The following is a 13030-nucleotide window of genomic DNA, read 5'->3' as shown; positions in this document are numbered from 1 at the left end:
CCACGGCGAGTCCCGCCGCAGGTGCGTCGAAGGAGCCGTCATGTTCACCAGCCCGTACCCGGATGTCGAGATCCCCGAGGCCACGCTCTACGACTGCCTGTTCGGCGGGCTCGGTGACGAGGACCTTGAGCGGATCGCACTCGTGGACGGAACGTCCGGTGCGGAGACCACGTACCGCGATCTCGTGGCCCGCATCGACGCGACCGCGGGCTGGTTCGCGGACCAGGGGGCCGAGCCCGGCACGACGATCGGCCTGTTCTGCCCCAACGTCCCCGCGTTCGCGATCGTTTTCCACGGGATCCTGCGCGCGGGGGCGGCCGTCACCACCGTCAACGCCCTCTACACGGCCGAGGAGGCCGGCAAGCAGCTCGCCGACGCCGGCGCCACGTGGCTCGTGACCGTCTCGCCGTTCCGCGACCGCGCGGAGGCCGCGGCCCAGGCGGCCGGCATTCCGCCGCAGCAGCTCGTGGTGCTCGACGGCGGCGACGCTGCTTCGGCCGCGGGCCACCCCAACCTCGCCGACATGCTCGAGGCGGACCTCCCGGCGCCCGACGTCAGCATTGACCCGCATGCGGCCGCGGTCATCCCGTACTCGTCTGGCACGAGCGGCACGCCCAAGGGCGTCCTGCTGAGCCAGTACAACCTCGTGGCCAACGTCGCCCAGGCGCGGGCCCTCCTAGGCGTCACTCGCGACGACGTGCTCCTCGCCGTCCTGCCGTTCTTCCACATCTACGGCATGACCGTGCTGCTCAATCTCGCCTTCGGCGAGCGCGCCCGGCTCGTCACGATGCCCAAGTTCGACCTCGCCGAGTTTCTCCGCATCACGCAAGACCACCGCTGCTCGTACCTCTTCATCGCCCCGCCTATCGCGGTGGCCCTCGCGAAGCATCCGCTCGTCGAGAAGTACGACCTCTCGTCCGTCCGTGCCGCGCTCTCCGGTGCGGCGCCCCTCGACGGCGAGCTGGGACACGCGGTCGCCGAGCGGTTGGGCTGCACGATGCTCCAGGGCTACGGCATGACCGAGCTGAGCCCCGTCTCCCATCTCATCCCGCTCGACGCGGCGGACCGCGTGCCGCTGGACTCCGTGGGCTACACGGTGCCGAACACCGAGTGCCGCCTCCTCGACCCCGCGACGGACCAGGAGATCGAGGTCCCCGCGGAGGGCGTGAGCGAGCCTGGGCAGCTCCTCGTGCGGGGCCCGCAGGTCATGCTCGGCTACCTCAACCGCCCTGATGCGACGGCGGCGACGATCGATCCCGACGGCTTCCTCCGCACGGGAGACATTGCGACCGCGACCTCGGACGGCGTCGTCACGATCGTGGACAGGCTCAAGGAGCTCATCAAGTACAAGGGCTACCAGATCGCGCCGGCCGAGCTCGAGGCGCTCCTGCTCACCCACCCGCGCGTGGCCGACGCGGCGGTCATCGGAGTGCGGGCGGACGACGGCGAAGAGGTGCCGAAGGCGTTCATCGTCCGGCAGGGGGAGGCGGAGCTGGGGGACGAGGATGTCATGGCGTTCGTCGAGGAGCGCGTCGCACCGTACAAGCGGGTGCGCTTCGTGGAGTTCGTCGACGCCATCCCAAAGTCCGCCTCGGGCAAAATCCTGCGGAGGGAGCTCCGCAACCGCGGGTGATCCCTCGCGGCCCCTCGCGGGTCGGCGCTCGTGTCAGAGCTGGCGGTAAGACCTGGTGGTCAGAGCTGACGGGCCGCGAGCAGCGCGGTGACCTCGTCGAGATGGGGCATCGACGCGCTCGCTCCCGCGCGCGAGACGCTCAGGGCCGCGGCCGCGGAGGCCGTCTCAGCAGCGTGCTCGACCGACGCTCCGCGCGCGAGCATCGCGCCGAGCGCGCCCACGAACGTGTCGCCGGCGCCGGTCGTGTCCACGGGGCGCGTGGGGATCGCGGCGATCCGGCTCACGATCGCGCCCGCGCGGGCGATCGCGGAGCCGCTCGCCCCGAGCGTCACGACGACCGTTCGGCTCGCGGTCGAGAGAAAACGCGCGGCCTCGAGGGGATCGGACGTGCCCGCGAGCTGGACGGCCTCGTGCTCGTTCGGGACGAGCACGTCGACAAGGTCCAGCAGGCTTTGGGGGAACGCCTGGACGGGCGACGGCGTGAGCACCACGGTCGCTCCGCCCGCTCGGCCGGCGCGGGTGGCGCTGGACGCGGACCACGGTGTCCACGTTGGCGCTGCCAACCACGCACACGCCGTTCATGGCGCGACGCTCCTCGGGAGGGCCTTCGTGGCGATCTTTGCGGTGCGCTCGGCCGCAATGACGGACGTGAGCAGCCCCGGGAATCTCGCGTCGAGGTCCTCGGAGCGCAGCGAGCTGAGGATGGCCGTGCCTCGGTAGTGCTGCGCGATGACTCCGGCCTCGCGCAGCACCCGGAAGTGGTGCGTGGACGTCGACTTGCTCACGGGAAGCTCGAACGCGATGCACGCCTGATCGTCGTGGCCGCCCGCGAGCTGGCACACGATCCGGCGCCGGATCGGATCGGCCAAGGCCGCGAGGACGGCGTCGAGCTCGATCTCCTCCTGCTCAGGGTGCTCCAAGACTCGCATGGTTGAATTCTCGCATCCGGGGAATTGAAGGTACGGAAGACATCGTACTACGATGCCAATCGAAGTTCCCGTCCCGCCGATCGGCTGGGACCGGCTCACCACCCTCGGATTGGAGTCACCATGCTCACCGTCAACGCCTACGCCGCGCCGAGCGCCACCGAGCCGCTCGAGAAGACCACGATTGAACGCCGGGACGTCGGGCCGCACGACGTGCTCATCGAGATCAAGTTCGCCGGCATCTGCCACTCCGACATCCACACCGTCCGCGGCGATTGGGGCCAGCGCAAGTACCCGCTCGTCCCGGGGCACGAGATCGCCGGGATCGTCACCGCCGTGGGCAGCGAGGTCACGAAGCACACCGTGGGCGACCGCGTGGGCGTGGGCTGCATGGTCAACTCGTGCGGCCACTGCACGAACTGCCTCAAGGGCAACGAGCAGCACTGCCTCGAGGGCAACGTGGGCACGTACGCCTCGCTCGACCGCGACGGGACCCTGACGCAGGGCGGCTACTCGACGCACGTCGTGGTCGCGGAGAACTTCGTGGTCCGCATCCCGGACGCGCTCGCGCTCGACGTCGCGACCCCGCTCCTGTGCGCGGGCATCACGACCTACGCGCCCCTGCGCCGCTGGGGCGTGGGCCCCGGCAAGCGAGTCGCCGTCGTCGGCCTCGGTGGGCTCGGGCACATGGCCGTCAAGATCGCGCACGCCCTCGGCGCCGAGGTCACGGTCCTCTCCCAGTCGCTCAAGAAGCAGGAGGACGGCCTCCGCCTGGGTGCAGATGAGTACTACGCGACGGCCGAGCCGGAGACCTTCGAGCGCCTCAAGGGCACGTTTGACGTCATCCTCAACACCGTGAGCGCCCCGATCGACCTCAACGCGTACCTCGGCCTGCTCGCCACGGAAGGCGCCATGGTGTGCGTCGGCGCGCCCGCGGAGCCCCTTCCGGTCAACGCGTTCAGCCTCATCGGCGGCAGCAAGACGTTGAGCGGCTCCGCGATCGGCGGCATCCGGGAGACGCAGGAGATGCTCGACTTCTGCGCCGAGCACGGCTTCGGCGCGGACATCGAAGTGATCCCGGCCGAGAAGATCAACGACGCCTACGAGCGCGTGCTCGCCTCCGACGTGCGCTACCGCTTCGTCATCGACGCGGCGACGTTCAACTGACGCGACGGTCCCCGAAAGGAGCCAGCATGACCAGCCTTTTCGAGCCGCTCCAGCTGCGCGGCGTGACCGTGCCCAACCGCGCGTGGATGTCGCCGATGTGCACGTACAGCGCGGTGCCCGACGAGGGCCATGCCGGCCGTCCCCATGACTTCCACCTCGCCCACTACGCCTCGCGCGCCGCGGGCGGCCTGGGGCTCGTGGCGGTCGAGGCGACGGGCGTGGCCCCCGAGGGACGCATCACGGCACACGACCTCGGCCTGTGGGACGATGCGCAGATCCCCGCGTTCGCGCGGCTCACGAGCGCGATCCGCGCGGCCGGAGCCGTGCCGGCCATCCAGCTCGCGCACGCGGGCCGGAAGGCCTCCTCGGCGCGGCCGTGGTCCGGCGGCGGCGCGGTGCCCGTCGCAGAGGGTGGTTGGGAGACGGTGGGCCCGAGTGCTGTCGCGTTCCCGGGCCACCCCGTGCCCGCCGAGCTGAGCCGCGAGGGCATCGCCCGCGTCGTCGAGCAGTTCGCCGAAGCCGCGCGCCGCGCGCTCGAGGCGGACTTCGACGCCGTCGAGATCCACGGGGCGCACGGCTACCTCCTGCACTCGTTCCTTTCGCCGGTCTCGAACCGGCGCACCGACGAGTACGGCGGGAGCCTCGAGAACCGCGCGCGGCTCGCGCTCGAGGTCCTCGACGCCGTGCGGCGCGTGTGGCCCGAGAACCGTCCCGTGTTCCTGCGCGTCTCGACCACCGACTGGATCCACGAGAACCCCGAGGACCCGCGCGAGAGCTGGACCGTGAACGACGCCGTGCGGCTCGCGGGCTGGGCCGCCCAGCGCGGTGCGGACCTCGTGGACTGCTCGTCGGGCGGGATCGACACGGTGCCCGTCCCGGCGGACCGCGACTACCAGACCCGTTACGCGGCGATCATCCGCGCGGAGGCTGGGGTCCCGGTGGCCGCCGTCGGCCGCATCGCGGACCCCGAATGGGCCAACCAGCTCATCGAGGCCGGCTCGGCGGATGCCGTGTTCCTGGGCCGTGCCTTGCTGCGCGACGCGTCGTGGGCCAACAACGCCGCGGCCGCGCTCGGCGCGCCCGGCCGCTTCATCCAGCAGTACGACTACGTGCTGTGATCCGCGGCTTGACCCCGCGCGTACTCGCGTGGGGTCAGGCCGAGCACGGCGCGGAAGTCCCGCGTGAGGTGGGGCTGGTCCGCGTACCCGAGTTCCTGGGCCAGATCCGCGAGCGGCGTCTCCGGGGCGGCGCGGAGCCGCTCGGCCGCGAGCTGGATGCGTCGCCGTCGCATGAGCGCGGCCGGGGTGGGCCCGAGGTAGTCGGCCGCGAGCCGTTCGACCGTGCGCTCCGACGCGCCCATCGCCGCGGCGAGGTCCGCGACCCGCAGGAGCCCGGGCTCGGAGTCGGCGAGCTCGGCGAGGCGGTTCGCCTCGAGCCCGCGAGCGTCGGCCTCGGGGAGCCGGCCCGCGATCCAGCGGGCGACGGCGCCGGTCGCCTCCGCGAAGCGCTCCCCGGCGGGGCGGTGGCCCCCCATCGCGCGGGCGACGGCGGCGTGCAGCTCGGGCGCGAGAACGTCGCGTTCGGCGTTCGCGAACCGCGCGGGCCGGTACGTGAAGAGAGGCGTGGCGGCGGGCCGCAAGAGCGCCCCGACGCCCCAGCCGGTGCCCTCGAGGACTCGGGCGCCCGCCGTCGTCGTCGGTCCGTAGACGGCGAGCCGATTCGGCTCGGCGACCAGATTGAGCACGGGGTACCCGAGCACGAGCTGGCGCGCGGCCACCCCGGCCGGGAGACACCATTCGGCCACCCAGAAGTGCTTGATCGCGTGCGCTGCCCACTCGGGCGGCGCGATGCGGGCGATGGGGATGCGCGGATCGGGCGTCAGCTGGCCGCGGGACGTGGGCTCCTCCACGCGTTCGATCGTAGACGCCAGCGTGTCGCGTTTCTTCAAGCGGCCGCGCTCGCGGCATGCCTACGGTGGGCTCATGAGTGAACAGAATCAGGCTGCCGACGGCGCGCACACCATCAATGGAACCCCGATCGGCTCGACGTCCCTCACGCCGTTCATCGTGGTGGACGGCGCGGCGGGAGCGATCGGCTTCTACGAGACGGTGTTCGGCGCCCGTCTCCTGAGCCGCACCGACTTCCCCGGGGCGGACGGGAACCCGATCGTGGCGCACGCCGTGGTCGATTTCGGCAACGGCCGGCTCGAGCTCGGCGACCCCAATCCCGCGTACCACCTCGTGCTCCCGCCCGCGGGCGAGGACGACTGCCTCTCCCTTGGCGTGTACCTCCCGGACGTGGACGCCGCGGTCGCGCGCGCCGTCGCGGCCGGTGCGACGCTGCGCGAGCCGGCCGCGACGTTCGTCACGGGCGACCGCTACGCGAGCATCCGCGATCCGTTCGGCATCCGCTGGTCCGTCATGACCCGGGTCGAGGATGTCTCCGACGAGGAAGCCGCGCGCCGCGTCGCCGAGTGGGCGGCGTCGATGTCGGCCGAGTCTGCGCCGGCAGCCCAGGAGTAGCTAGGTTGCGGCCGGGCGGGGTGAGCCGAAGTCTCCGTGCTCGCCGGCTCAGGCGTCGAAGCCCGTCCCGGCGCTCACGGACTCCCACGCCTCGACCTCGATGGCCTGGGCCGCCGCCGTCGCGCGGTACGCGTTGAGCGCGTCCTGACCCAAGAGCAGGAAGCCCGGCGTCGCCTCCGCCTCGACCGCGGCGATGATGGCCTCGGCGGCCTTGTCCGGATCGCCCGGCTGCGTGCCGTGGACGGTGTCATGCTCCTTGCGGCGCTTGCCCGCCGTCTCCGCGTAGTCCGCGATCGGCTCGGCAGACTGCGTGAGCGAACGCCCCGCGAAGTCCGTGCGGAACCCGCCCGGCTCCACGACCGTGACGCTGATGCCGAGCGGCGCGAGCTCCTTCTGCGCGGAGCCGGAGAGGCCCTCGAGCGCGGCCTTGCTCGCCGAGTAGTAGCCGGATCCGGGCGGGCAGATGCGCGCGCCGATCGAGGAGATGTTCACGATCGCGCCGCTGCGCCGCGCGCGCATGCCCGGGAGGACGGCCTTCATCATCGCGACCGGCCCGAAGACGTTCGTCGCGAAGAGCTTCTCGATGTCGGCATCGCCGCCCTCCTCGACCGCCGAGCGATAGCCGTAGCCCGCATTGTTGACCAGCACGTCGACGGCGCCGAAGCGCTGCTCCGCCTGCCGGGTGACCTCGGCGACCTGCGCCGGATCCGTCACGTCGAGGGGGAGCGCGAGGGCGGACCCCGGGTGGGCGTCGGCCAGGTCTTGGACGGAGGCTGCGCTGCGGGCGGTGAGGATCGCGTTGTGCCCCTTCTCGAGGACGGCGCTCGCGAGCGCTCGTCCGAGGCCGGTCGAACAGCCGGTGATGAGCCAAGTGGACATTGAGGTTCCTTTCGGGAAGCGACCACGTTCGGTACATCCACCAGAACACCGCATATCCCCCGCGCGTGGGAGGGCCTGCCGAACCGTGGACTGGCAGGCCCTCCCTCGGCGTCTCTCCGAGACGTAGCGTCGAGGCCATGGAATATCTCCGTTTGGGCAATTCGGGGCTCCGCGTGAGCCGCATCGCGCTCGGCTGCATGAGCTTCGGCGACACGAGCCGTGGGTTCAGCGAGTGGGCGCTCGACGACGACGCCGGCGAGCCGCTCTTCCGGCAGGCCGTGGAACTCGGGATCACGTTCTGGGACACCGCCAACGTCTACGGCTACGGGACGTCGGAGGAGATCGTGGGCCGCGCCATCGAGAAGTACTCGCGCCGCGAGGACGTGGTGCTCGCGACCAAGGTCTTCTTCCCGATGCACGGCGGCCCGGGCGGTTCGGGTCTATCCCGCAAGGCGATCATGGAGCAGATCGACGCCTCGCTCTCGCGCCTCGGCACCGACTACGTGGACCTGTACCAGATCCACCGCTTCGACCCCGAGACGCCGGTCGAGGAGACCATGGAGGCCCTCCACGACGTGGTCAAGGCCGGCAAGGTGCGCTATCTCGGCGCCTCGTCGATGTGGGCGTGGCAGTTCGCGAAGCTCCAGCACGCCGCGGAACTGAACGGCTGGACCCCGTTCGTGTCGATGCAGAACCAGTACAGCCTCATGATGCGCGAGGAGGAGCGGGAGATGTTCCCGCTCCTCGACGACGAGGGCGTGGGCAGCATCCCGTGGAGCCCGCTCGCGAAGGGGCGCCTCGCCCGGCCGTGGGGCGGCCACACCCAGCGGGCCGACACAGACCCCGTCCAGCGGCGGTTCTTCCGCGACGAGGACAAGCCGATCGCGGACGCCGTGCAGCGCGTGGCGGAGGCCCGCGGTGTGCCCATGGCTCAGGTGGCTCTGGCGTGGGTCCTCCGGAACCCCGGTGTCACGGCCCCGATCGTGGGCGCGACCAAACCACACCACCTCCCGGACGCGGTCGCGGCGCTTGAGCTCGAGCTCACCGAGGACGAGGTTACGGCCCTCGAGGAGAATTACACCCCGAGGATGCCCACCGGATTCTAGAATTTGGCGTGAGGGTCTGGACCTGAAAGGTGCGCCATGCTCGGTCTTGAACTCGTCGTCGCCCTCGGCGCCGCCGTCGTCCTCGGCAGCATCGCCGCGGAGAGGATACGGGCCAACGCGCCCGTGATCCTGCTTGCCGCGGGGGTCCTGCTGAGCTTCATTCCGGTCTTCCGGAATGTCGGGCTGCCGCCCGAGACCGTGCTGCTGCTGTTCCTCCCGGCGCTCCTGTACTGGGAGAGCCTCACGACCTCGCTCCGCACCATCCGCACGTACATCCGCGGGATCATGCTCAGCGCGACCCTCCTCGTGCTCGCGACGGCGGCCACCGTGGCCGCCGTCGCGCACGGCCTGGGGCTCGATTGGGGCACCGCCTGGATCATCGGCGCGGCGGTCGCACCGACCGACGCGACGGCGGTCGCCGCGCTCGGGCGTTCGCTGCCGCGGCGGCAGATCTCCGTCCTGAGGGCTGAGAGCCTCATCAATGACGGGATGGCCCTCGTGATCTATGGCGTCGCGGTCGGCGCCGTCGCGGGCGGGACGGCGCCCAACTTCCTGCAGGTCTCGGGGCAGTTCGCCTATTCGTTCGCGGGCGGCGCCGCCGTCGGGCTCGCGGTCGGCTGGATCCTGCTCGAGGCGAGGCGCCGCATCGCCAATCCGCTGTACGGAAACGCGGGAACGCTGCTCACGCCATTCGTCGCGTTCCTCGGTGCCGAGCTCATCCACGCCTCGGCCGTGCTCGCCGTCGTCGCCTGCGGCCTGTACATCGCGCACGCGTCGCCGCTCGCCATCTCCGCCTATACGCGCCAGCAGACCGGAGCCGTGTGGGCGCTCTTGACGTTCCTGCTCAATGGGGCCCTGTTCGTGCTCGTGGGGATCCAGCTGCCCTCCGCGATCGGCGGTCTCACGAGCGTGGCGTTCGGAAGCGCGCTGCTCATCGGCGTCGCGGTGTTCGCCGCGACGATCGCGGCGCGCTTCGGCTTCCTCGTGCTCTCCGCCTACATCATTCGCGCCATCGACCGGCGCCCGTATCAGCGCACCCTGCGGACCACGAACCGCGCCCGCCTCGTGAGCGCATTCGCCGGGTTCCGGGGGGCGGTGTCGCTCGCCGTCGCCCTCTCCATTCCCGAGGGGCCGCAGTTCCCGGGGAGGGACACGATCGTCTTCATCACGGCGTTCGTCGTCGTCGCGTCGCTCGGGGCTCAGGGCGTGCTGCTGCCCAAGGTGATCCGCTGGGCGCACATGCCGGTGGACACCTCGGCCGCCGAGGAACTCATCCTCGCCAAGCGCATGGCGGCCGAGGAGGCGTTCAGTGCCATGCCGGCCATCGCGCGGGAACTCGGCGTCGACGACGAGGTCCTCGACCGGATCCGCGCCGAGTATGAGGAACACGTGTCCGCGATGTCTGCCGGGCTCGACGGCGACGAGGATTCGCCCGCCGTCGTCCGTTCGCGTCAATACGCGGAGCTGCGCCTCGCGCTCATCGGGCGGAAGCGCGCCACCGTGGTGCGGCTTCGGGACACGCGCGTCATCGACGACGCCGTGCTGCGCCAGATTCAAGCCCAGCTCGACGTCGAAGAGGTTCGGCTCGCGCGCCCGCAGCAGTCGGAATAGGTCAGGAGAGGCGATGATGAGGCATGAGTGACGAGACGGAAATGGTCCAGCGCGGCCTCGGGATCCTCACCGCGACCCTGTCGTGGGAATCGGACGACCCCGCCGCGACGCAGATGTTCAAGGAATCCTTGCGGGCCCTGGTCAAGGTTGACGACGGCGTGTCGGTTTCGCTCGCGGGCGGCTCGCCGGAGGAGGCGGCCGTCCTCAAAGGGGTCCTCCCACAGGTGGTCCGACAGGTCATCGAGGCCCTTGCGCCTGATTACACGCGCCTGCTCCTGGGGATGGCCGCGGGGTTCAAGACCGTTGCCGAGGCCTATCGGCGGGACGTCCCGGACGCCGACATCGAGGGCATCCTCCAGGCCGCCGCCCTGCACCTGGCCGCCCAGGGGGAGTAGGGCCGGCACCGGCGCACCGGCGTGGCTTCCCCGCACCGGCGTGGCTTCCCCGCACCGGGGCGGCTTCCCCGCATTGGAGTGCCGGGCCCGCCGCCCCAGTGCGGGGAAGGGCTACCAGTGCGGGGAAGGGCTACCAGTGCGGCGACGGCCGCCCGTTCACAGGACACTGCCAGCCCGCGGGGCCGGCTTGTCCCGTGAAGGGTGCCCACCGCGGGCCTATGCTCGTGATGGACACGTCCAGCAACGGAGGTAGCTCGGTGGATGAGGCAGTGGCGCCCACGATTCTCGAGGTGCGGGACCTCGTGGTTCGCTACGGATCGCAGACGGCCGTGGACGGCCTGAGTTTCGCGATCCATCGCGGCGAGATCTTCGGTCTCCTCGGACCGAACGGTGCCGGCAAGACAACAACCTTGAGCGTCATCGAGGGCCTCCGCAAACCCGACGCGGGGCATGTGACGGTCGACGGCGCCGAAACAGTCCACGCGCCCCTCGCCGTCAAGGCGAAGCTCGGCGTCCAGCTGCAGGCCTCGAGCTTCCAGGCCGAGCTCACGATCGAGCAGCTCGCCCGCCTCTACGCGGGCCTGTACGGGCTCGACCTCTCGCGACGCCAGCTGAGGGAGCGGCTCGAGGACGTGGGCCTCGGCCAGGAAATGGACAAGCCGTTCAAGAAGCTCTCCGGCGGGCAGCAGCAGCGGTTCTCACTCATGGTCGCGACCATCCACAATCCGCCGATCCTGTTGCTGGACGAACCCACCTCTGGGCTCGATCCGCAGTCGCGCCGCCAGCTGTGGGACCGCATCGAGAGGTCGCGGCAGGGCGGCGGGAGCATCCTGCTCACCACGCACTCGATGGAGGAGGCCCAGTCGGTCTGCGACCGCGTGGCCATCGTGGACCATGGCCGGCTCCAGGCCCTGGGCGCGCCCAGCGAGCTCGTGGCGATGCACCGCGACGATCCGCGGGTGCTCGCCGTGGCCCGTGGCGATGTGACCCTCGAAGATGTCTTCATCGGACTGACAGGAAGTGCTATCCGTGACTGACACGCTCACCCCGATCGTGCCGCCGCTCAGCCTCACGCTGAGATCGCTCCTGCGGGCGGACACGGCCGTCCTGTTCCGCAGCCGGCAGGCCCTCGTCCTCAACCTGCTGTTGCCGCTCATCATCCTGTTCGTGACCAACCGGGGCGGAAAGCTCGGCAATCCGGGCTTCCTCATCGGGATGGCGATCACGTATGGACTGCTGTCCTCGGCCCTGATCGGCTATTCGACGACGGTGGCCCGCGACCGCGAGGCCGGAGTCTTCCAGCGGCTCCGCGTCACGCCGACGCCCACGTGGGCGATCATGGTGAGCCGGCTCACGGTGCAGCTCGCCATGAACCTCGCGGTATCGGTCCTCGTCATGATCGTGGGCAGCATCATGCACAACACCGCATTCACGGTGGGCGAGTATCTGCTCATGCTGGTGATCTCGCTGCTGGGCGCTGCTGTGTTCCTGAGCATTGGGCAGGCCCTCGTGGGGGTCATCAAGTCGGTCACGGCCATCAACGCGATCGGCCGGGTCCTCTTCATCGCCCTGGTGCTCACGGGCATTTTCGGCTCCACGGGCATCCTCGGCGACGACTTCAAGAACTTCGCGGCGTGGACGCCGGTCGGTGCCCTCATCAACTTGTTCTCCGCGGTCCTGAACATCGCGCCGTGGGGCTCCGACGCGACGAACGGTCTCATCGCGTCCCTCGGCTACATCGTGGTCTTCGCCTGGCTCGGGATCCGCTGGTTCCGCTGGGAGCCGCAGTAGGCGTCCATGAGGTGCCCTGACAGGGCGCCCCTCGCTGCCCCGGCCGAGCGTAGCCTCGAAGGATGGACAGCAAGAGCGAAGTGCGCGAGTTCCTCCGGACCCGGCGCGCCCGCGTGACTCCCGAGCAGGCGGGGATTGTGGCCGGGAGCCGCCGCCGCGTGCCGGGGCTGCGCCGCGAGGAGGTCGCGCTCCTCGCCAATGTGAGCGTCGACTACTATGCGCGCCTCGAACGGGGAGACCTCGCGGGCGTCTCCGACGACATCCTTGACGCGATCGCCCGCGCCCTCCAGCTCGACGACGCCGAGACCGCCCACCTGTTCGACCTTGCCCGGGCGGCCCAGCGGCAGCCGGCCTCCCGCCGTCGTCCGCCCGCCCAGCCCCTCGTGCGGCCGAGCCTCCAGCGATTCCTCGACGCGGTCTCGGGCGCGCCCGCGTGGGTGCGCAACGAGCGCATGGACTTCCTGGCCCTCAACGCGCTGGGCCGCGCGCTCTACGCCCCGGCGCTCGAGGGCGGCGGCAGCCCGCCCAACAACGCGCGCTTCCTGTTCCTCGACCCCGCAGCCCGGGACTTCTACCCGGACTGGGACAAGAACATGGACGACGTCGTCGCGACCCTCCGCGGGTACGCCGGTCGGAATCCCCTTGACAAGGGGCTCACTGAGCTCATCGGCGAGCTCGCCACGCGGAGCGACGAGTTCCGTACGCGATGGGCCGCGCACAATGTCCGCTTCCATCGGACGGGCGTCAAGCGCATCCACCACCCGGTGGTGGGCGACCTCGAGCTGAGCTACGAGGCCATGGAGCTGCCCGCCAACCCGGGCTGGACCATGTTCGCGTACACCGCCGAGCCCGGATCGGCGAGCGAGGAGCGGCTCAAGCTGCTCGCGAGCTGGGCGGCGACCGCGGCAACAGAGCGAACGACGGCGGCGCGGCCGGCGGTGTCGCGCGAGACGTCGGCGCTGGCCGAGCGGGCGCCTTCCGAGGGCGCCGGCTGAGCCTC

14 protein-coding genes are annotated in these 13030 nt (G+C 70.9%); 10 read left to right on the top strand and 4 right to left on the bottom strand.

Annotated elements, in window-relative coordinates:
* Window positions 1-40 precede the first annotated feature (40 nt).
* Window positions 41-1633, top strand: a complete 1593-nt coding sequence (locus ACOKR1_RS19380; protein ID WP_422934514.1) for an AMP-binding protein — start codon at window positions 41-43, stop codon at window positions 1631-1633.
* 59 nt (window positions 1634-1692) lie between these two features.
* Here ACOKR1_RS19380 and ACOKR1_RS19375 read toward each other — a convergent pair whose 3' ends face one another.
* Both ACOKR1_RS19375 and ACOKR1_RS19370 read right to left on the bottom strand, forming a co-directional pair.
* On the bottom strand, window positions 1693-2196 hold the full coding sequence (locus ACOKR1_RS19375; RefSeq protein WP_422934513.1) for a PfkB family carbohydrate kinase: 504 nt from the start codon (window positions 2194-2196) through the stop codon (window positions 1693-1695).
* Window positions 2197-2211: 15 nt separating this feature from the next.
* Entirely contained in the window at window positions 2212-2562 is a 351-nt protein-coding gene (locus ACOKR1_RS19370) for an ArsR/SmtB family transcription factor (protein ID WP_422934512.1), read from the bottom strand.
* 120 nt (window positions 2563-2682) lie between these two features.
* Here ACOKR1_RS19370 and ACOKR1_RS19365 point away from each other — a divergent pair, with 120 nt between their 5' ends.
* A complete protein-coding gene (locus ACOKR1_RS19365; RefSeq protein ID WP_422934511.1) occupies window positions 2683-3726 on the top strand; it encodes an NAD(P)-dependent alcohol dehydrogenase in 1044 nt (347 codons plus the stop codon).
* 26 nt (window positions 3727-3752) lie between these two features.
* The gene (locus tag ACOKR1_RS19360; RefSeq protein ID WP_422934510.1) at window positions 3753-4844 is read left to right on the top strand and encodes an NADH:flavin oxidoreductase/NADH oxidase; all 1092 of its coding nucleotides are present in this window, start codon (window positions 3753-3755) and stop codon (window positions 4842-4844) included.
* Here ACOKR1_RS19360 and ACOKR1_RS19355 read toward each other — a convergent pair.
* A complete protein-coding gene (locus tag ACOKR1_RS19355) occupies window positions 4832-5635 on the bottom strand; it encodes a helix-turn-helix domain-containing protein (protein WP_422934509.1) in 804 nt (267 codons plus the stop codon). The genes ACOKR1_RS19360 and ACOKR1_RS19355 overlap by 13 nt on opposite strands.
* A gap of 73 nt (window positions 5636-5708) precedes the next feature.
* On the opposite strand from ACOKR1_RS19355, the gene ACOKR1_RS19350 reads away from it, so the two are divergent.
* A complete protein-coding gene (locus ACOKR1_RS19350) occupies window positions 5709-6248 on the top strand; it encodes a VOC family protein (protein ID WP_422934508.1) in 540 nt (179 codons plus the stop codon).
* Window positions 6249-6296: 48 nt separating this feature from the next.
* On the opposite strand, the gene ACOKR1_RS19345 is transcribed toward ACOKR1_RS19350, so the two are convergent.
* Window positions 6297-7127 carry an oxidoreductase gene (locus tag ACOKR1_RS19345; RefSeq protein WP_422934507.1) on the bottom strand — a complete coding sequence of 277 codons (831 nt, stop codon included), beginning with the start codon at window positions 7125-7127 and terminating at the stop codon, window positions 6297-6299.
* Window positions 7128-7264: 137 nt separating this feature from the next.
* On the opposite strand from ACOKR1_RS19345, the gene ACOKR1_RS19340 reads away from it, so the two are divergent.
* The 6 genes from ACOKR1_RS19340 (at window position 7265) to ACOKR1_RS19315 (ending at window position 13025) form a co-directional block, all read left to right on the top strand.
* Complete coding sequence (locus ACOKR1_RS19340) at window positions 7265-8233, top strand: aldo/keto reductase (protein ID WP_422934506.1); 969 nt, start codon at window positions 7265-7267, stop codon at window positions 8231-8233.
* Between the two features lie 36 nt (window positions 8234-8269).
* Window positions 8270-9844, top strand: a complete 1575-nt coding sequence (locus ACOKR1_RS19335) for a Na+/H+ antiporter (protein ID WP_422934505.1) — start codon at window positions 8270-8272, stop codon at window positions 9842-9844.
* 23 nt (window positions 9845-9867) lie between these two features.
* Window positions 9868-10239 (top strand): hypothetical protein, encoded by a 372-nt coding sequence (locus tag ACOKR1_RS19330; RefSeq protein ID WP_422934504.1) that lies wholly within the window; start codon window positions 9868-9870, stop codon window positions 10237-10239.
* Between the two features lie 257 nt (window positions 10240-10496).
* Entirely contained in the window at window positions 10497-11276 is a 780-nt protein-coding gene (locus tag ACOKR1_RS19325) for an ABC transporter ATP-binding protein (RefSeq protein ID WP_422934503.1), read from the top strand.
* The gene (locus tag ACOKR1_RS19320; RefSeq protein ID WP_422934502.1) at window positions 11269-12030 is read left to right on the top strand and encodes an ABC transporter permease; all 762 of its coding nucleotides are present in this window, start codon (window positions 11269-11271) and stop codon (window positions 12028-12030) included. The genes ACOKR1_RS19325 and ACOKR1_RS19320 overlap by 8 nt, the downstream gene beginning before the upstream one ends.
* 62 nt (window positions 12031-12092) lie before the next feature.
* Window positions 12093-13025 (top strand): helix-turn-helix domain-containing protein, encoded by a 933-nt coding sequence (locus ACOKR1_RS19315; protein WP_422934501.1) that lies wholly within the window; start codon window positions 12093-12095, stop codon window positions 13023-13025.
* Window positions 13026-13030: the final 5 nt, after the last annotated feature.

It is taken from the genome of Sinomonas sp. P47F7, from assembly GCF_049332655.1.
Taxonomy (GTDB): Bacteria; Actinomycetota; Actinomycetes; order Actinomycetales; family Micrococcaceae; genus Sinomonas.
Note: the sequence above shows the minus strand (reverse complement) of the source record. Positions and strands in the feature narration are given on the sequence as shown.